At 65.8% G+C, this 18,364-nt stretch carries 13 protein-coding genes; 6 read left to right on the top strand and 7 right to left on the bottom strand.

The features are described from left to right. The first annotated feature begins 13 nt into the window (after positions 1-13). From cydD to HSDC_RS02545, 3 genes are read left to right on the top strand one after another with little or no spacing between them, the layout of a single operon-like run. Complete coding sequence (gene cydD / locus HSDC_RS02535; protein WP_064698338.1) at positions 14-1,693, top strand: thiol reductant ABC exporter subunit CydD; 1,680 nt, start codon at positions 14-16, stop codon at positions 1,691-1,693. Beyond that, positions 1,686-3,431 (top strand): thiol reductant ABC exporter subunit CydC, encoded by a 1,746-nt coding sequence (gene cydC, locus HSDC_RS02540; protein WP_064698339.1) that lies wholly within the window; start codon positions 1,686-1,688, stop codon positions 3,429-3,431. Before cydD ends, cydC begins: the two co-directional genes overlap by 8 nt. Positions 3,432-3,456: 25 nt before the next feature. Beyond that, positions 3,457-4,452, top strand: coding sequence for an adenosine deaminase (locus HSDC_RS02545; protein WP_064698340.1), 996 nt, complete (start codon positions 3,457-3,459; stop codon positions 4,450-4,452). Between the two features lie 56 nt (positions 4,453-4,508). Here the strand turns inward: HSDC_RS02545 and HSDC_RS02550 are convergent, their stop codons facing one another. The 5 genes from HSDC_RS02550 to xdhA form a co-directional block, all read right to left on the bottom strand. After that, positions 4,509-5,351, bottom strand: a complete 843-nt coding sequence (locus HSDC_RS02550) for an EamA family transporter (RefSeq protein ID WP_064698341.1) — start codon at positions 5,349-5,351, stop codon at positions 4,509-4,511. Between the two features lie 202 nt (positions 5,352-5,553). Continuing rightward, positions 5,554-6,906: a guanine deaminase gene (gene guaD / locus HSDC_RS02555; protein ID WP_064698342.1), complete on the bottom strand. Its 1,353-nt coding sequence runs from the start codon at positions 6,904-6,906 to the stop codon at positions 5,554-5,556. 156 nt (positions 6,907-7,062) lie between these two features. Then, complete coding sequence (gene xdhC / locus HSDC_RS02560) at positions 7,063-7,944, bottom strand: xanthine dehydrogenase accessory protein XdhC (RefSeq protein ID WP_064698343.1); 882 nt, start codon at positions 7,942-7,944, stop codon at positions 7,063-7,065. Continuing rightward, positions 7,931-10,357, bottom strand: coding sequence for a xanthine dehydrogenase molybdopterin binding subunit (gene xdhB, locus HSDC_RS02565; RefSeq protein ID WP_064698344.1), 2,427 nt, complete (start codon positions 10,355-10,357; stop codon positions 7,931-7,933). Before xdhB ends, xdhC begins: the two co-directional genes overlap by 14 nt. Continuing rightward, entirely contained in the window at positions 10,341-11,834 is a 1,494-nt protein-coding gene (gene xdhA / locus HSDC_RS02570) for a xanthine dehydrogenase small subunit (RefSeq protein ID WP_064698345.1), read from the bottom strand. The genes xdhB and xdhA overlap by 17 nt, the downstream gene beginning before the upstream one ends. 197 nt (positions 11,835-12,031) lie before the next feature. Here xdhA and HSDC_RS02575 point away from each other — a divergent pair, with 197 nt between their 5' ends. Next, positions 12,032-12,691 carry a TetR/AcrR family transcriptional regulator gene (locus HSDC_RS02575; protein ID WP_064698346.1) on the top strand — a complete coding sequence of 220 codons (660 nt, stop codon included), beginning with the start codon at positions 12,032-12,034 and terminating at the stop codon, positions 12,689-12,691. Positions 12,692-12,709: 18 nt separating this feature from the next. On the opposite strand, the gene HSDC_RS02580 is transcribed toward HSDC_RS02575, so the two are convergent. Beyond that, complete coding sequence (locus HSDC_RS02580) at positions 12,710-14,083, bottom strand: NCS2 family permease (RefSeq protein ID WP_064698347.1); 1,374 nt, start codon at positions 14,081-14,083, stop codon at positions 12,710-12,712. A 164-nt stretch (positions 14,084-14,247) separates the two neighbouring features. Between HSDC_RS02580 and hrpB the strand changes: the two genes are divergently transcribed. Next, a complete protein-coding gene (gene hrpB / locus HSDC_RS02585; RefSeq protein ID WP_064698348.1) occupies positions 14,248-16,704 on the top strand; it encodes an ATP-dependent helicase HrpB in 2,457 nt (818 codons plus the stop codon). 250 nt (positions 16,705-16,954) lie between these two features. On the opposite strand, the gene HSDC_RS02590 is transcribed toward hrpB, so the two are convergent. Further along, entirely contained in the window at positions 16,955-17,320 is a 366-nt protein-coding gene (locus tag HSDC_RS02590) for a MerR family transcriptional regulator (protein WP_064698349.1), read from the bottom strand. Between the two features lie 100 nt (positions 17,321-17,420). Here HSDC_RS02590 and HSDC_RS02595 point away from each other — a divergent pair, with 100 nt between their 5' ends. Next, complete coding sequence (locus HSDC_RS02595) at positions 17,421-18,194, top strand: SDR family NAD(P)-dependent oxidoreductase (RefSeq protein ID WP_064698350.1); 774 nt, start codon at positions 17,421-17,423, stop codon at positions 18,192-18,194. The last annotated feature ends 170 nt before the right edge of the window (positions 18,195-18,364 follow it).

An 18,364-nucleotide genomic window follows, 5' to 3' on the forward strand; every position in this document is an offset into this window, starting at 1 on the left:
GCCTGGGCGCGACATGCAAGGACAACTGACACCTCGCGCCTGGCTGGCCAGGCTGGCCAGGAGCGAGCGTCGCCACTTGGCACTGGCGGTGCTCGCAGGCATCGCGGCGGGACTGCTGACCATCGCTCAGATGGCGACGCTGGCCTGGTTGGTGAGCTCGATGCTGATCGAAGGTGCCGCACCTGCATCGCTGATGACAGGGTTCGTGGCTCTGGTGGTCATGGTCATGCTGCGCGCCTTGGCCCAGTGGGGACAGGAAAGTGCGGGCCTGACCGCCAGCCTGGGCGTGCGAGCCAGGGCACGCCGTGAATTGCTCGATCACCTCGAGCGTCTCGGCCCGGTCGGACTGGCCGACCATCATAGCGCCAGCCTGGCCAATCGTGTGGTCGACCAGGTCGAAGCGCTGGACGGCTACATCGCGCGGTTTCTCCCGCAAATGCGCCTGGCGGTGGCGATCCCTCTGGTCATCCTGGGCGTCGTGGTCTGGCTGGATTGGCTGGCAGCCCTGTTCCTGTTGCTGGCTGCCCCCTTGATTCCCCTGTTCATGGCATTGGTGGGCATGGGGGCCGAGCGGCTCAACCGGGAACAGTTCGATACGGTGTCGCGACTTTCTCGCCATTTCATCGATCGGGTGCGGGGCATCACCACCTTGCAGCTCTTCGGTGCCAGTGCCCAGGCGACTCGAGACGTGCATGCCGCCGCCGAGGACTACCGAATACGCAGCATGCGCACCCTGCGCCTGGCGTTTCTTTCCTCGGCGGTGCTGGAGTTCTTCGCCGCCGTGGCCATTGCCGTGGTGGCCATCTATGTTGGCTTTGGGTTGCTCGGCTATATCCGCTTCGGACCGGCCGATGAGCTGACTCTGTTCAGCGGCCTACTGGTGTTGCTGCTGGCGCCGGAGTTCTTCCAGCCGCTGCGCACCTTGTCCCAGCATTATCATGACCGTGCCGCTGCCCTGGGAGCGGCCGAGGGGATGGTGGCGCTGCTCGATGAAGTTCCGCCGCGCAGCGACGAAGCGCCACTGCCATGCCGGAGCGATGCCCTGGTGGAACTGGAAGCCGTGACGGTGTCGTATCCGGAACGGGGTCGGGTGCTTGGTCCCCTGGATCTGACGGTGCGTGCCGGTGAGATACTGGGCGTGAGCGGTCCTTCCGGCGTTGGCAAGTCGAGCCTGTTGCAACTGATGGCCGGTTTCATCGCGCCGGCCTCGGGACGGCACCGTGCTGCCCCCGACCTGCGGGTGGCCTGGATGGATCAGCGTCCTCTGCTGATCCATGGCACCCTGGCCGACAATCTTCGCCTGGCGGCTCCCGAGGCGGACGAGGCCGCCTTGCGTGATGCCTTGCGGTGCGTCGGTCTGGGCGAGTTGCTCGAAGCCTTGCCCGAGGGGTTGGGCACGCCGCTCGGCGAGCGTGGGGTCGGGCTTTCCGGCGGCCAGGCCCATCGCCTGGCTCTGGCGCGCATCTTCCTTTCTCCGGCACCTCTGGTGTTGCTGGACGAACCCACGGCGAGTCTGGACGACGGCAGTGAGGCCCGAGTGCTCGAGGCACTCTCGGTGCTGGTCGAGCAGGGCCGAACTCTGGTGATCGCCAGTCACCGGCCGGCGCCCCTGGCCCTGGCGACACGCCGGTTGTCCCTGTCCCGGGAGGGCGCCGGCGAGAGGCGCGAAAGCGAGGAGGTGGTACATGGCTGATCGGGCACCGGGCCTTGTGGCCACGCTGAGCCCCTGGTTCGTCCATCTCGGCCGGCGTCGCGGTCGCCTGTTGACGGGGGCGGCTCTGATGCTGCTGGCCCTGGTGGCGGCGCTGGGGCTGCTGGCGCTCTCGGGCTGGTTCATCACCGCCACCGCCCTGACGGGGCTGGTGCTGGCGTCGGGTGGCGCGGCGATGCTGGACGTTTACGTGCCCGGTGGCGGCATTCGTGCCTTCGCGCTCACTCGCACCGTGGCACGCTACCTGGAGCGACTGTACAACCATGACACGGTGCTGCGGCTATTGGCCGATCTGCGCGGCCATATGTTCGCGGTCCTGGCCGATCTCGATGCCGCCCGGCTGAGCCGGCGCCGTGCCAGCGATTGGCTGAATCGGCTGACTGCTGACATCGACACCCTGGACAGCCTCTTCCTGCGCTTGCTGGCACCGGCCCTGGTGGCCTTGCTGGCAATTCTTGGCCTGAGCGCCTTTCTGGCCCTCTGGGCGCCGTCGGTGGGACTGGCGACGGGAGTCATGCTAGGGCTGATTTGGTGCTGGTTGACGCTTGGCCAGGCGCGTCTTGGACTGGCGGCCAGCCGGCGACGCGTGACGGAGCTTGAACGCCTGCGCGGACGGGTGATCGAGCATCTGTCGGGAATGGCGGAGCTGGAAAGTCACGGGGCGCTGCCCGAGCAGCGTCGGCGACTGGATACCATTGAGGCGAGGTTGCGCGATGATCAGCGTCGGCTGGGAAGACTGTCGGCCCTGGGCACGGCGCTGGCGGGCCTGACAGTCGGCCTGACCTGGGTGCTCGCCTTGTGGCTGGGCGCGCAGCTGTGGGCGAGCGAGGCCCTGTCCGGCCCGCTGATGGTCATGATGCCACTGGCCGTGCTGGCAATGAGCGAAGCGCTGATGGCGCTGCCCATGGCCTTTACCCAGTTCGGTGCCACCCAGGCGGCTGCCGAGCGGCTCAATGCTCTGGAAGCCTCGCGACGACCGACGAAAACCTTGCCGGACGGCCACTTGCCGTCGGCAGGGCCGCTCTCCGTGGACCTGGAGCGTATCGGCCTGCGCTATCCTGGTGCCCTGACTGCCACTCTCGACGATTTCTCGCTGCATCTTGCGCCCGGGGAACGACTTGCCCTGTGTGGCCCTTCCGGGGTCGGCAAGTCCAGCGTGGCGGCCCTGATCGCCGGTCAGCTCGTTCCCGACAGCGGTTGTGTGCGCCTGGGTGGTGTCGACATCGAACACGCCGAGGGGCAGGCTCTGCGTCGCCGCCTGGCCATGCTGACCCAGGGCAGCGAGCTGTTTGACGACAGCCTGGCGGCGAATCTGCGGCTGGGCGACCCCGCGGCTTCCGACGAGTATTTGTGGCGTCTTCTCGACGACGTCGAACTGGGAGAGTGGGCACGAACGTTGCCACGTGGCCTCGAAACTCGGGTGGGAGAAGGGGGACGACGTCTCTCCGGCGGACAGGCGAGGCGGCTGGCGCTGGCGCGCCTGATGTTGCGCGACCCGGGCCTGGTGATCCTCGACGAACCCTTCACCGGGCTCGATGCGGGCACCGCACGGCGACTGGCCGAGCGGCTCGATGCCTGGTTGACGGATAGAACCGTGATCTATCTCTCGCATCGTCGTGACGATGAGGCCATGCCCCTGCCTGGCGTGACGCAAACGCTCGAGCTGCAGGCCCGGACTGGGCGACCGCTTTGCGCAAAGGCTCGGAATCTTTCAGGATAGGGCAAAGCATCGAACGAGGTGACTCATGCGGGACTTCCTCAAGCGTCTGCCCAAGGCCGAACTCCATCTGCATATCGAGGGCACCCTGGAGCCCGAACTGATGATGGCGCTCGCCGAACGAAACGGCGTGAGCCTGCCCTACGCCTCGGAGGACGAGGTGCGTACCGCCTACGACTTCGCGGACCTGCAGTCGTTCCTGAACCTGTACTATCAGGGCATGAGCGTACTGCGCACCGAGCGCGACTTCCACGACCTGGCCATGGACTACTTCCAACGCGCCCATGACGAAGGGGTGGTGCATGTCGAGATGCACGTCGACCCCCAGGCCCACATGGCAAGGGGCGTGTCCCTGCAAACGGTGATGGAAGGGCTTGGCCAGGCCCGCCGGCGAGCCGAGCGCGAGCTCGACATGTCCTCGGCGATGATCATGGCCTTTCTGCGCGACAGGCCCGCCGAGGAGGCGATGCAATTGCTGGAGCGTGCCGAACCCTACTGGGAGATCCTGGATGCCGTTGGCCTCGACAGTGCGGAGCTTGGCCATCCGCCGGCCAAGTTCGCCGAGGTCTTCCAACGTGCACGAGCCCTCGGGTTGCCCCGAGTGGCCCATGCCGGCGAGGAGGGGCCGCCCGAGTACATCCATGAGGCGCTGGACGTGCTGGATGTCTGTCGGGTGGATCATGGCGTGCGCTGCCTGGAGGATCCGGCGCTGGTCGCTCGCCTGCGCGAGCAGGGTACGGTACTGACGGTCTGCCCGCTCTCCAACCTGCGCCTCAAGGTCGTCGAACGGCTTGATGACCATCCTTTGCCGCGGCTGCTGGAAGCCGGCCTGACCCTGACCCTGAACTCTGACGACCCGTCATACTTCGGCGGCGGCATGCTGGACAACTTCGAGGCCTGTCATCGGGCCTTCGGCTGGTCACGCGATGTCTTCGTCGATCTGGCGCGCAACGCCATCGATGCGGCCTTCATGAGCGAGGCACGTCGCGACGAGCTGCTCGAACGACTGGCGAGTTGCGACTAGCCGCCCGATTGCCAAGCCCGCCGATGCAATACAGCCGGGTGGCGGAGCGGATGCCATCATCCCCAGTGGCTCAGCGTCACACCGGCCAGGATCAGCCCGCCGGCCAGCAGGCGCTCCCGGCGCAGCGGTTCCTCGAGCCAGACCACCCCGATGGCGATGGCAAACAGAACGCTGGTCTCGCGCAGCGCCGCCACAAGGGGGATTGGCGCCTGGGTCATGGCCCAGATGGTAACGCCATAGGCACCGAGGGAAAGGGCGCCTCCCATCAGCCCGACCCGCCAGTGGCGACCCAGTTGCGGCAAGGTTCGGGGGCCGTGCAGGACGACCAGGACCAGGAGCATGGCGAAACCGTTGAGCAGAAACAGCCAGATGACATAGCCAACGGCGTCGCCGTTGGCGCGTGCGCCACTGCCATCGGCGAGGGTATAGCCGGCGATAAAGGCGGATGTGATCAGTGCATTGACCAGCGAGGTGCGTTCGAGACGGTAGCGACGTCCTCCAGGGAATGCCATGCACAGGATACCGAGGACCAGCAGGGCGATGCCGGCATAGCCCAGTGATGAGGGCTGATCGCTGAGCAGGCCGATGCCGATCAGCGTGACCAGCAGGGGCGCACAGCCTCGCGCGATGGGATATACCTGGCCCAGATCGCCACCCCGATAGGAACGGGCGAGGAAGATGTTGTAGCCGAGATGCAGGACCACGGAGGCCATCAGCCAGGGCCAGGCGGTGGTGTTGGGCAATGGCACGAAGGCCATGCCGAACAGCGCGATGACGCCGCAGCCGACCTGGATCAATGAGATGCTCAGCAGGCGGTCAAGGCCGACCTTGACCAGTGCATTCCAGCTGGCGTGCATCAAGGCGCTGGCCAGCACGGCGAGAAAGACGGGCGTCGTCACAGCATGTCCCTTGCGTCAATGAAGCGATCGTCCCGGATACCGGGAAGAGGCCTTCTTCCATGGCGTTGTCCTACCATGTCACAGAGTCGACACAGAGGTCGATGCCACGCCATGGAGCATCGTCATGGCGAAACCCCATGGGTGTGGTGGTGTCGGTGTGCCCTGTAAAGACCACCGATGTGTCGGGGTGGTGGCGAGTGGGTCAACTGGCCATCGCGGCGGCCGGGTGTTCGGCATCACGTTGATGGACGCATTCGCCGTTGGCCCAGGTAGCGTGCACGGCACGGTCGTCGCCCAGCATCATCAAGGCGAAGAGTCGCTCGGCGAGCGTCCGGCAGCGGGCGGTGCGCCTGGCGAGCAGCGGGGTGGCCTCGGGATCGAGCACCACGATATCGGCTTCGCCGCCTTCGCGCAGCCGTCCGATGTGTTCATCCAGATGCAGGGCGCGGGCGTTGCCGAGGGTCAGTCGATAGAACCCCTGCCAGGCGGTCAGCGGCTGATCGAGCAACTGGCCGACCTGATAGGCGGCCTTGAGGGTGCCGAGTCCCGAGAGGTCGGTGCCGCCGCCCACGTCGCTGGCCAGGCTGGTGGCCAGGCCGGCCTCCTGGCAGGCCTGGCGATCGAAGAGGCCGCTGCCGAGAAAGAGGTTGGAGGTGGGGCAGAAGGCGATGTTGGCCCCGGCATCGGCCAGTCGGCGTCGCATCGGCTGGGTGAGGTGGATGCCGTGGGCGAAGGTGCTGCGTGGCCCGACCAGGCCGAAGCGTTCGTAGACGCCCAGGTAATCCTCGCACTCGGGGAAGAGCTCGGCGACCCAGTCGATCTCGCCGAGATTCTCCGAGAGATGGGTCTGCAGGTGCAGGTCGGGCGCATTTCTCAGCACCGCGCCGGTGGCATCGAGCTGTTCGCGGGTGGAGGTCGGGGCGAAGCGCGGCGTCAGGGTATAGCCCAGACGGTCTCGGCCGTGCCAGTCGGCGATCAGGCGCTCGCTGTCGGCGAGGCCGCCGAGGGTGTCGTCGAGCAGGCCATCCGGAGCGTGGCGGTCCATCAACACCTTGCCGGCCAGCATGCGCAGGCCGCGTCGACGGGCGGCATGGAAGAAGGCATCGACGGAGCCGGGATGCGAGGTGCAGAAGACCTGGGCGGTGGTGGTGCCGACCCGCAAGGATTCGTCGAGAAAGGCCTCGGCGACGCTCTCGGCGTGGGCGCGTTCGGCGAAGCGGCATTCCTCCGGGAAGGTGTATTCGTTGAGCCAGTCGAGCAGTTGCCGGCCGTAGGAGGCCATGATGTCGAGCTGGACGTAATGCACATGGGTGTCGATGAAGCCCGGCATCATCAGCTTGCCGCTGTAGTCGACCACTTCGATGCCGGCGGGCAGGCGAGAGGCCAGCTCGGTGTAGTCGGCGACGGCACGAATGCGGCCCTCGTCGAGCCAGAGGGCGCCGTCCTCGTGATAGCGCACGCTGCCGGAGGTGGGGCTGTCGCCGTCGCCGGGATCGGCGTCGAAGCTCAGCAGGGAGCCGCGCAGGACGCGCATGGCGGGTCGGGGGTTAGTCATAGCATTCTCCAGTCATTTTGGCATCCGGCAAACGGGGCCTGGCCGCCGTCGACGAGCTTTCGTGAGGGCGCTACATCCACCGTTCATGGCGGATGAACTTCGCTTCACCTTGTCGTCGGGAAAGCGCCTCGTCGCGGATCCGTCAGAGCAACCTGTCTAGTCGCGTGGTGGCGTAAAGGCATCACGCAGTACCTCGGGGGCCACGCCGAGCCGGTCCGGGCGCTGGACATCCGGCTTGAGCGTGAGCAGTTCGGCGGCAGTCGCCAGGGCGATCTCGTAGGGACGCTTGCCCTTGGCGCCGGGGATGCCGATGGGACAGCGCACGCCGTCCAGGGCAGCGGTATCGTGACCGGCGTCGGCCAGCCGTCGGCGAAAGCTCGCCCACTTGGAGGCCGAGCCGATCAGGCCGAGCGAGGCACAGTCGCCGCGCCGCAGCAGAGCGTCGACCAGGGCACGATCCTCGGCGTGATCATGGGTCATCACCAAGGCATGGCAGCCAGAGGGTAGCGAGTCCACGGCGCTGGCGACGTCGATGCCCTCGGGACCGGTGGCGATGCGCCGACAGCTCAGTCGTTCGTGATGATCGAGCTCGTTCGGGAAGGCATCGTCCCGGCTGTCGAACCACAGCAAACGCCAGGGCAGTGGAGCGAGTATCTCGACCAGTGCCCGGCCCACGTGTCCGGCACCGAACAGTGCCACCGTCATCTCGGCGCCGGTGAAGACCTCGATCAGCACGTGGACGTAGCCGCCGCAGCACTGGCCGGAGCGACCGCCCAGCGGGAAGGCCTCGAGGTGACTGCCGCCCTCGCCGCCGGCCAGGGCGGCACGGGCGACATCGATCACCTGAAACTCGAAGCTGCCGCCGCCGAGGGTGTCGTGGACGCTGTCCGGGGTGATCACCATCTTGGCGCCGGGCTCCCGTGGCGTGGACCCCGCCGTGCCCACTACGCTGGCCAGGGCATGGGGACGGGCCTGTCGCTGCAGCCGGTCGAGGGCCGCATGCCATGCCCCGGCGGCCGCGCTGTCATGCCGGGGCATGGTCGGATCTCCTGGGGCTGGTGGCGTCCTCGGCGCGTCGCCGTAATGTCTCGGCAGCCATCAGCACGCGCTCCGGGGTGGCCGGGGTGTCCAGCGCCGGGCTTTCGCGATAGTCGACCAGGCTGGCCAGGGCGTCGCGCAGTGCCGACCAGACCGAGATGCCGAGCATGAAGGGCGGCTCGCCCACAGCCTTGGAGCGGTAGATGCTGGCCTGGGAATTGGGGTGCCCCTCCAGCAGCTCGACATTGAAGGTCGGTGGCAGGTCGCCGAAGGCCGGAATCTTGTAGGTGGAGGGACCGTCGGAGACCAGTCGTCCGGCGTCGTTCCACTTGAGTTCCTCGCTGGTCAGCCAGCCCATCCCCTGGATGAAGGCACCCTCTATCTGGCCGATATCGATGGCTGGATTCAGCGAGTCGCCGACGTCGTGGAGGATGTCGGCGCGGCTCAGCCGATATTCGCCGGACAGGGTGTCGACCTCGACCTCGGCCACGGCGGCACCATGGGCGAAGTAGTAGAAAGGACGGCCACGGCCGCTGGCACGGTCATAGTGAATCAGCGGCGTGGCGTAGAAGCCTTTCTCGGAGAGCGAGACGCGGCCCATGTAGGCGGCCTGGGTCAATTCGCCCCAGGGGATGCGCCGTTCGCTCTCGCCGATGCCGGCCACCAGGTGGCCGTCTTCCAGGCGCATGGCCTCCCGGTCGAGTCCACCGTTTTCCCGGTCGAAATGTGCGGCGGCAAAATCGAAGAGTCGCTCGCGCAGCTTGCTCGCTGCATCGCGGGCGGCCTGACCATTGAGATCGGCACCGCTGGAAGCGGCGGTGGGCGAGGTATTGGGCACCTTGTCGGTGCGCGTGGCGCTGATACGCACGCGTTCCAGGTCGAGTCCAAGCTCCCGAGCGACCACCTGGCAGACCTTGGTGTGCAGGCCCTGACCCATTTCGGTGCCGCCGTGATTGATCATCACGCTGCCGTCGGTGTAGACGAGCAGCAGGGCGCCGGCCTGGTTGAGGTGCTGCACGGTGAAGGAAATGCCGAATTTCACCGGCGTCAGCGCCAGGCCCTTTTTGATGATCGGACTGGTCGCATTGAAGGCGGTGATTTCCCGACGTCGCTGCCAGTAGTCGCTGCTCGTCTCGAGTTGGGCGACGATGTCATGCAGCAGGCTCAACTGCTCGACGCGTTGTCCATAATGGGTCACATCGCGGGCCGCTCCGCTGTCGTCCGCGGCGCGATAGAGATTGCGCTTGCGGATGGTCAGCGGGTCCTCGCCGAGATGACGGGCGATGTCATCCATGGCCCGCTCGATGATCATCATGCCCTGGGGGCCGCCGAAGCCACGGAAGGCGGTATTGGAGGCGGTGTTGGTGCGCGCGCGATGGCCGGTGACCCGGGCGTCGCCGAGCGAGTAGGCATTGTCGGCATGGAACATGGCACGGTCGACCACGGCATCCGAGAGATCCGGTGAATAGCCACAGTCGCCGATGACGGTGATCTCACCGCCGGCGAGTACGCCGCGCTCGTCGAAGCCGAGACGGTAGCGGTTGTGAAAGGGATGGCGCTTGCCGGTGGCGCGGGTGTCCTCGGCGCGCGGCAGGCGCAGCTTGGCGGCGCGACCGGTGCGCCGGGCGATGATGGCGGCGATGCAGGCCCAGGGCGAGGCCTGGGTTTCCTTGCCGCCGAAGCCGCCGCCCATGCGGCGCATCTCCATGGTCACGGCGTGGAAGGGAATGTCGAGTACCTCGGCGACCAGCTTCTGCGTCTCGCTGGGATGCTGGTTGGAGGTGTAGACCATCACGCCTTCATCCTCGGTGGGCACCACCAGGCAGGCCTGCCCCTCGAGATAGAAGTGCTCCTGGCCGCCGACGAACTGCTCGCCCTCGAGACGATGAGGCGCGCCATCAAGGGCACGCTGCCAGTCGCCGCGCTCCTGGACATGGGTGGGCCGCACGAATTCCTCACGCTCGGTGGCCGCCACCGGATCGAGGCAGGCGGGTCGCTCGTCGATCTCGACCACGGCTTCCTTGACGGCCAGCCGCGCGGCCTTGTGGCTCTCGGCGGCGACCGCGAACAGGCACTGGCCGACATAGCTGATCTCGTCGCCGGCGAAGATCGGATCCCCCGGGAAGACCGGGCCGATGTCGGTATGGCCGGGAACATCCGCCAGGGTGATGACATCGACCACGCCGGGCGCGGACCTGACCTTCTCCAGATCCAGGCGATTGAGCCAGCCATGGGCCACCGGGGACAGGCCGAGCGCGACGTGCAGCGTATCGGCCGGGGCCGGCAGATCGTCGATATAGGCGGCGCGGCCGGTCACGTGCTTGACGGCGCTCTCATGGGCGCGGGGCGCGCCGGCCGATCCCTGGCGCTCTGTCGTGTCGGGTGAAGGGGAGAGCCTAGTGAGCGTACGCATCGAGAGTCACCTTGGTCGCAGCGTCGTTGTTGTTGGGTGTCGCCTCGGCGGGGGGCATGTCAGCCTCGATCATCAGGCGCAGGCGTTCGAGCATGTTGCCAGCGGCGGTGCGGCGGTACTCGGCGCTGCCGCGAACATCGCTCATCGGTGTCAATTCCTCGCCCAGCACCGCGCGGGCGGCAGCGAAGATAGCGGGGTCGGGCGCGCACCCTTCCAAGGCGGCCTCGGTCTTGGTGGCGCGTCGCGGGATGGCGGCCATGCCGCCGAAGCCCAGGCGGACGTCACGCATCACGCCGTTATCGAGCCGCCAGGCGAAGGCGGCGAGCACCGCCGAGATGTCGTCCTCTCGGCGTTTGGACAACTTCCATACCTTGAGATTCTGCGCCGGTGTCGGCCGCGGGAGGAAGATGGCGGCGATGAACTCGTTCTCGCCCAGGGCCGTCTTGCGGTAATCGAGGAAGAAATCCGACAGCGGCAGCTCGCGAGCGCCATCCGGGCCGTCCAGGCGCAGCCGGGCATCCAGGGCCAGCAACACCGGCGGGGTGTCGCCGATGGGGGAGGCATTGGCGATGTTGCCGCCCAGTGTGCCGCGGTTGCGGATCTGCGACGAGGCGAAGCGGTGCATCAGGTGCTCGAAGGCCGGGTAGTGCTCGGCGAGCAGTGGGGTCATGTCGGCCAGTGTCACTGCCGCACCGATCCACCAGCCGTCAGGTGTCTCGTCGATGCTGGTGAGTTCTGCGACCTGGCGCACGTCGATGATGTCGTCGAGCGGCTTGAGCTGCTGCGTGGTTTCCAGCCACAGGTCGGTACCGCCGGCTACCAGGCGCGCCTTGGGGCGCCGGCGCTTCAGGTCGCGCAGGGCGGCGATATCCTGGGGAGCGACATAATGACCGGCAGCGGGCGACTCGCCGCCCTCGGGACGGCGCAGCCAGGCGACATGGCTGCTCAGGTGGGGATCGTCGGCCCAGGCAGGCTGGACGTCGGGGTAGTCGGCCATGCTGAGGGCGGCATCGCGAATCGGTCGATAGCCGGTGCAGCGGCACAGGTTACCGCCCAGCGCCGCCTCGAGGCGCTCCTGGGTCAAGGGGGCGGGGGCGCGACGCTGCTCTTCATGGAGGGTGAACAGCGACATCACGATGCCCGGTGTGCAGAATCCGCACTGGCTGCCATGGTGGTCGACCATGGCGGCCTGGGCCGGATGCAGTGCGTCGCCCCGCGCCAGGCCTTCCACGGTGACCAGGTGGCAGCCGTCGATCTGATGGGCGGGCAGGATGCAGGCGTTGGCGTTGCGGTAGACCAGCTCGCCCAGGGCATCCGGCTCGCCGATGGCCACGGTGCAGGCGCCACAGTCGCCGGAGGCACAGCCCTCCTTGGTCCCGGTGCGCCCGAGATGCACGCGCAGCAATTCGAGCAGGCTGGTGTCGGCGGTGACGTCGCTGCAGCGACGTCGTTCGCCATTCAGGTAGAAGTCGATCATGGCCGGCTCCGTTTGTCGTTGTATCGGATAAAGCACGTGATACTTCAATTCTTGACCATGTGGTCAGTTTTGGCAAGTCTCGGTTCGCCTTTTTTCGGGTTACCCGTTGCGTTTTCCACCCTGAGCGAATTGCCTGCACTCCGACTGTCAGGCAAGCTCATGATCCCAAACACCTGTCGTCGAGCTGATGAGACTTCATGGCCAAGGCAATGCAGTACAGCGAACAAGAGGGCGGCGCCATCCGCCAACGCAACGAGAAAGCGATCCTGGCGGCGGCGGAGCGTGTCTTTGCGCGGCACGGTTATCGCGGCGCCAGCTTGCAGGAAATCGCCGAGCAGGCCGAGTTGCCCAAGTCCAATGTCCTCTATTACATGGGCAGCAAGCGCAAGCTATACGTGCGCCTGCTGGAACGCATGATGGGGCGCTGGAATGCCATGCTCGATGACATCTCGGCCGAGGACGATCCCGCCGAGGTGCTCTCCGCCTTCATTCGCTCCAAGATGCAGATGTCGCGACGTCACCCGGAAGGTTCGCGGCTGTTCGCCAGCGAGATTCTCGGCGGCGCGCCTTTCCTTCAGGAATACCTGCGCGGCGAGCTGCGCGAATGGGTGCAGAGCCGCGCGGCAGTGTTCCGGGAGTGGGCCGATCGGGGCCTGATGGACCCGGTCGATCCGGTCTGGCTGATCTTTCTGATCTGGTCGTCCACCCAGCACTACGCGGACTTCGAGGCCCAGGTGCTGGGCATCACCGGGCGCGAGTCACTGGGCGACGACGATCTCGAGGAGATCACGCGCTTTCTGACCCGGGTGGTGCTCAAGGGGTGCGGGGTGCGCCACCCCGAACCGGCTGTCGAATAGAACCTTGTTGGCCCTCGCTCACTGTGTGGTCAGCAGCATCAGCACGGCCAGGGCCGCCGTGACCCACATGGCCGGCTTGATCTCGCGTACCTTGCCGGTCAGTGCCTTGATCAGCACGAAGCTCATGAAGCCGAAGGCGATGCCCAGGGTGATCGAGTAGGTCAACGGCATCAGGATGATCGCCAGAAAGGCCGGGAAGGCCTGATCGAAGTGGTTCCAGTCGATCTTGCTGATCGGGGTCATCATGAACAGTCCGACCAGTACCAGTGCCGGAGCGGTGGCGATACCGGGCACCAGAGACAGCAGTGGCGAAAGGAACAGAAAGGGCAGGAAGAGGATGGCGATCACCACCGCCACCAGGCCGGTACGCCCACCCTGGGCGACCCCGGCCCCGGATTCGATGAAGGTCTGGGCGGCACTGGTGCCGAGTGGTGCTGCGATCATCGAGGCGAAGGCGTCCACGGTCATCGAGCGCTTGAGGTTGCGCGGGTTGCCTTCTTCATCCTTGAGGTCGGCAGACTCGGAGAGTGCCATGAAGCAGGACAAGGCATCGAAGAAGTTGGTGAACAACATCACGAAGATGAACGGCAGATAAGCGACCTTCAGCGCGCCGATAATGTCGACCTTCAGTACCGCGCCGAAATCGGGCCAGGCAGCCAGGCCGTTCCAGGCCACCATCACCTCGTCGCCCCAGACGCGACCCATGGGCGCGGCCAGCAGCGTGGTCAGGGCAATGCCCATGATCAAGGCGCCGTTGAAGCGCAGAATCACGAAAATGGCCGTGGCCACCAGGCCGAGGAAGAAGGTGACCAGGCTGGCATCGATGGTGCCCAGCGAGACCAGGGTGGCGTCGCTGCCGACGATGAAGCCGGCGTTCTTCAGGCCGATGAAGGTAATGAACAGACCGATGCCGCAGGTGATGGCGTAACGCAGCGACAGCGGGATGGCCTCGATGACCGCCCGGCGCACGTTGAACAGGGCCAGGGTGGCGAACAGCACCCCGGACCAGAACACGCAGCCCAGCGCCACTTCCCAGGACAGGCCGGCGCCCATCACCAGCGTATAGGTGAACAGTGCGTTCATGCCCATGCCGGGCGCCACCAGGATCGGATTGCGCGCATAGAGGCCCATGGCCAGGCTGCTCATGAAGCTGATCAGCACCGTCGCCGAGAGGGCAGACGCAAAGGGGATACCGGCATCGGAGAGGATGGCCGGGTTGACCACGATGATGTACATGCCGGCCAGGAAGGTGGCGATGCCGGCGAGGATTTCGGTCTTCAGGCTGGAGCCTCGGCGACTGACGCCGAACCAGCGATCGAGAAGCGGCAGGTCTCCCTGGTGGGACACGGTCGAGCGCGGGCCCCCGACGGGGCGGGTGGTGGTCTGTTGCATACCATTGAACCCTGTTTGTTGTTGTGGGCTGAACGTCAAATTGTCATTTCCTGACCTTTTGGTCAAGGTGCCGACAGGCAAGCCTAGAACCGTTGGCGCGCCTTGGCAAGTCGGAAGGCGATGGTGGCGACGGCACACGGAAGCGAGTGACCAAGGACACGAGGATGGCAAAAACCACGAGCACCGACGCCGACACGACGACGCTGCCCATCGAGGCGCGGCTGGAGGAAATCCGTGAGGCGCTGGACGAACGCTCTCGCGCCATGCTGGTGGCCGAGCCCGGTGCCGGCAAGACCACGCGAGTGCCGCTGGCGCTACTCGATGCCGAATGGTGCCGCGGACAACGCCTGCTGCTGCTCGAACCGCGTCGTGTGGCGGCGCGTCTGGCTGCCGCGCGTATGGCCGACACCTTGTCCGAGCCGGTGGGGCAGACGGTGGGCGTGCGTATGCGCGGCGAGTCGCGAGTGAGCGACCGGACGCGACTCGAAGTGATCACCCAGGGCGTGCTGACGCGCATGCTACAAGACGATCCGCTCCTCGAGGGCATCGCTGGCATTATCTTCGACGAATTTCATGAGCGCAGTCTCGAGGCCGACCTGGGGCTGGCCCTGGCGCTGGATGCCCAGACGGTGCGCGATGATCTGCGCCTGCTGGTGATGTCGGCGACTCTTGACGTCGAGACACTGGCTGCCGCCCTGGGCAGCGAGACGCCGGTGATCGATTGCCCCGGGCGACAGCATCCGGTGGCGACGCGTTATCGGCCGCCCGGGTCGCGGGTCGAGGCTGAACGTCATCAGGCGGCGGTCGTCGAGGAGGCGCTGGCCAGCGATGGCGGCGATATCCTGGTGATTCTGCCGGGCGTCGGCGAGATTCGGCGGCTGGGACGACGGCTTGCCGAGTGCCTGCCGTCGTCGGTCGTCCTCCACGAACTGCATGGCCGAATGCCGCTGGCCGCACAGCGACAGGCGCTGGTGCCGGATGCCGAAGGGCGCCGTCGGGTGGTGCTGGCCACCGCCATCGCCGAGTCCAGCGTGACCGTCGATGGCGTGCGCCAGGTCATCGATGCCGGTTGCGAACGCCTGCCGGTCCACCAGGTGCGTACTGGCCTCACGCGGCTCGAGACGCGTCGGGTCAATCGGGCCAGTGCCGACCAGCGTCGCGGTCGCGCCGGGCGTCAGGCACCGGGCGTCTGCTATCGCCTGTGGTCGGAAGAGCAGCCCCTGATGCCGAATCGCGAGCCGGAGATCCGCCAGAGCGACCTGACTCCGCTGGCCTTCGAGCTGGCAAGGTGGGGGATCACCGCTCCGCACGATCTGACCTGGGTGACGCCGCCGGCGCCCGCGGCACTGGCAGCGGGGCGCGATGCCCTGTTGCGGCTCGGCGTGCTGGACAGCGAGCATCGTCTGACCCGATTCGGCAACGCCTGCACCCGCTGGCCAGTGCACCCGCGCATGGCAGTGATGCTGGAAAGAGCTGGGCAATGCCAGGCCCGAGCCCTGGCCTGTGGGCTGGTCGCCCTGCTCGAGGGAGGCGATACCGACGATGAACGCGATCTCGCCGAGGCCCTGCAACGCCGCTTCGCCTCGCCGAAAGAGCATCGCCGTTGGCTGCGTGATGCCGAGCGACTGGCCACCATCGCCGGGGTACGCCTGGAGATGCCGGATACGGCACCGCTCGGTGAACTGCTGGCCCTGGCCTGGCCGGAGCGCATCGCCCAGCGTGTCGCGGTAGGGCGTTTCCGGCTGGCGTCGGGTGGCCAGGGGCGATTGCCCGAAACACATCCGCTTGCCCACGCCGCCCTGCTGGTGGCGGTGGAGCTCGATGGCGAGCAGGGCGGTGGCCGCATCTATCGCGCGGCCGAGCTTTCGGTGGCGGGATTCGAGGCGCTATACCCGGAGACGCGGCAATGGCGGGATCATCTGGAATGGTCCGATGCACGGGGCGAACTCGTCGGCGAACGTCGCCGTGGCCTGGGGGCCGTGGTGCTCGAGCGTGCTCCGTTGCATGACAAGCCGCCAGAAGCGGTACGTCGCGCCTTGCTCGAGGCCCTGGCACGGCGCGGCAAGCTGCCGTTCGGCGACGAGGTCGAACAATTGCGCGGCCGAGTGGCGCTGCTGCGTCGTCATCTCGGCGATGCCTGGCCGGATTGGTCTGACGGGGCCCTGCTGGCGACCCTGGACATCTGGCTCGGCCCCTACCTGGATGACATCAAGCGGCTCGATGAGCTGGAGCGCCTGCCGTTCGAGCGGATTCTGCTGGATCGGCTCGACTGGTCGTTGCGGACCCGACTGGACGAGCTGGCTCCCGGCCGTCTCGAGGTGCCCAGCGGCTCGCGGATTCGGTTGGACTATCGGGGCGAGACGCCGGTGCTGGCAGTGAAGTTGCAGGAAGTGTTCGGCTGGCAGCAGGCACCGCGGCTGGTGGAAGGTCGGGTGGCCCCGCGCCTGCATCTGCTGTCGCCGGCACGGCGTCCCCTGCAGGTGACCGAGGACCTGGCCAGTTTCTGGGTCAATGCTTATCCCGAGGTACGCAAGGAAATGCGCGGGCGTTATCCCAAGCATCCCTGGCCAGAGGACCCGCTGACATCACCCGCCACGGCGCGGACCAAGCGGCGTGGTTGACGCCGAGAAAGGTCGTCGAGGCGGTTCGCCAGAAAGGAGCCGCCCGATAGCACCCGATACCCCCGTGCAGCGGCGATATCGCGAACCTCTGGGCCTATCTCGTCACCCGTCCATCAGATCGGGGCTGGCGTTGGTGAGCGGACCCTGTGCGTGGCGGCAATGCTGGACTCTCCCCACGAGACGAGGATCTCTCGTTGACTGCCTGCGAGGTAACGTCATTCACGTCGTCGTTGACGCACGGTGATGCGACTCAAGCTACCGGAGGACGCTGATCTAGGCTTTTCAGGTATCCCGATATGATGTCTCGACATTCCTGCAGATCACGCAGCTTCCGATCCAGGTTTGCCGCTTCCTTGTACAGGGTTTCCCTAACCTCTAGGCAAGGATCGAAGACAGGCTGGTCATCCAATATGCATGGCAATAGCTCACGAATGGACTCCAGCTTCAGCCCAGCTGCGCGGAGCATGCCAATGCGCTTGGCCACCAGTGCGGTATCAGCATCGTAGTCGCGATACCCCGACTCCGTTCTCGCGGGGGCAAGGAGACCTTCTTGCTCATAGTAGCGCAGCATGCGCTCGCTGATCCCCAGTTGGCGTGAGAGCTCCCCAATCCTCATGGCTTTCCATCCGACATTGGCATATTGACCTTAACAGACTGTCAAGGTCTAGCATCCTCGCGTGCATTGAGCAACCAACCCATCGAGCGAGGAAGAGAGCATGTCAATTGAGGCATTCAACCTGGACGGCAAGACCGCCATTGTCACTGGCGCAGGTCGAGGGCTCGGCAAAGCCATTGCAATTGGGCTGGCTTCTGCTGGCGCCAACGTCCTTTTGGCTTCCAGAAACCCTGAGCACCTATCCGGCACCGCAGCGGAAATTGAACATTCAGGGGGCCAAGCCATACGGACGTCTGTTGATATCTCGGATCCTGCATCATGCGCTGCACTGGTATCGAGAGCAGAGGACGAGTTCGGAAAGCTGGACATTCTGGTATGCAATGCAGCCACCAATATCCAAGGGCCTGCAGCCGATATGCCGCCATCGGCCTGGTCGCAGGTCATCAATACCGAGATGTCGGGGTGTTTTTATTTGAGCCAGGCGGCTTATAAGGTCATGGCCAAGCAAAGGAGCGGTTCCATCATCATGATCTCCGCTAATTCCAGTACCGTCGGCTATGCTGATTTGGTTGGTGTGGCTACCGCAAAGGGTGGGGTCGATATGATGGCGCGTAATCTTGCCATCGAATGGGGGCAGGATGGTATCAGAGTGAATACCATCAATCCTGGCTTCACTGAGCATGTCCCCGAGGACGGAGCTGACGTTGCCGCAGGAGACGGGGATCTAGAAGAGGATATTCGGGCCGCCACTCCATTGGAGCGCCGAGGTCGTGTCGAGGAATTCGCCAATCCGGCCATATTCCTGGCCAGTGATGCTGCAAGCTATGTCACCGGACACAACTTGGTGGTCGACGGAGGCTATTCAGTGAAATGAAGGTCAGAGATTCATTATAAATGCATCTTCTGTTTCATCCCAGGCCACCTTTGGGTGGCCATTCTGGTGAGAGATTTCCATGTGTCTCACCACGTCACAAGCGCACCTGCTTCAGTCGGGCCCATTGAGTGATTGAGGTGGCTTCTGGGAAAGGGAGCATGACAGGTATG

The sequence above is a fragment of the Halomonas caseinilytica genome, assembly GCF_001662285.1.
Taxonomy (GTDB): domain Bacteria; phylum Pseudomonadota; class Gammaproteobacteria; order Pseudomonadales; family Halomonadaceae; genus Halomonas; species Halomonas caseinilytica.

What these genes read in the sequence shown, in the direction of transcription:
- HSDC_RS02580 (WP_064698347.1), bottom strand. Translation starts at nt 14,083, where the DNA reads ATGCAACAGACCACCACCCGCCCCGTCGGGGGCCCGCGCTCGACCGTG.
- cydD (WP_064698338.1), top strand. Translation starts at nt 14, where the DNA reads ATGCAAGGACAACTGACACCTCGCGCCTGGCTGGCCAGGCTGGCCAGG.
- guaD (WP_064698342.1), bottom strand. Translation starts at nt 6,906, where the DNA reads ATGACTAACCCCCGACCCGCCATGCGCGTCCTGCGCGGCTCCCTGCTG.
- hrpB (WP_064698348.1), top strand. Translation starts at nt 14,248, where the DNA reads ATGGCAAAAACCACGAGCACCGACGCCGACACGACGACGCTGCCCATC.
- HSDC_RS02575 (WP_064698346.1), top strand. Translation starts at nt 12,032, where the DNA reads ATGGCCAAGGCAATGCAGTACAGCGAACAAGAGGGCGGCGCCATCCGC.
- xdhA (WP_064698345.1), bottom strand. Translation starts at nt 11,834, where the DNA reads ATGATCGACTTCTACCTGAATGGCGAACGACGTCGCTGCAGCGACGTC.
- cydC (WP_064698339.1), top strand. Translation starts at nt 1,686, where the DNA reads ATGGCTGATCGGGCACCGGGCCTTGTGGCCACGCTGAGCCCCTGGTTC.
- HSDC_RS02595 (WP_064698350.1), top strand. Translation starts at nt 17,421, where the DNA reads ATGTCAATTGAGGCATTCAACCTGGACGGCAAGACCGCCATTGTCACT.
- HSDC_RS02590 (WP_064698349.1), bottom strand. Translation starts at nt 17,320, where the DNA reads ATGAGGATTGGGGAGCTCTCACGCCAACTGGGGATCAGCGAGCGCATG.
- HSDC_RS02545 (WP_064698340.1), top strand. Translation starts at nt 3,457, where the DNA reads ATGCGGGACTTCCTCAAGCGTCTGCCCAAGGCCGAACTCCATCTGCAT.
- xdhB (WP_064698344.1), bottom strand. Translation starts at nt 10,357, where the DNA reads ATGCGTACGCTCACTAGGCTCTCCCCTTCACCCGACACGACAGAGCGC.
- xdhC (WP_064698343.1), bottom strand. Translation starts at nt 7,944, where the DNA reads ATGCCCCGGCATGACAGCGCGGCCGCCGGGGCATGGCATGCGGCCCTC.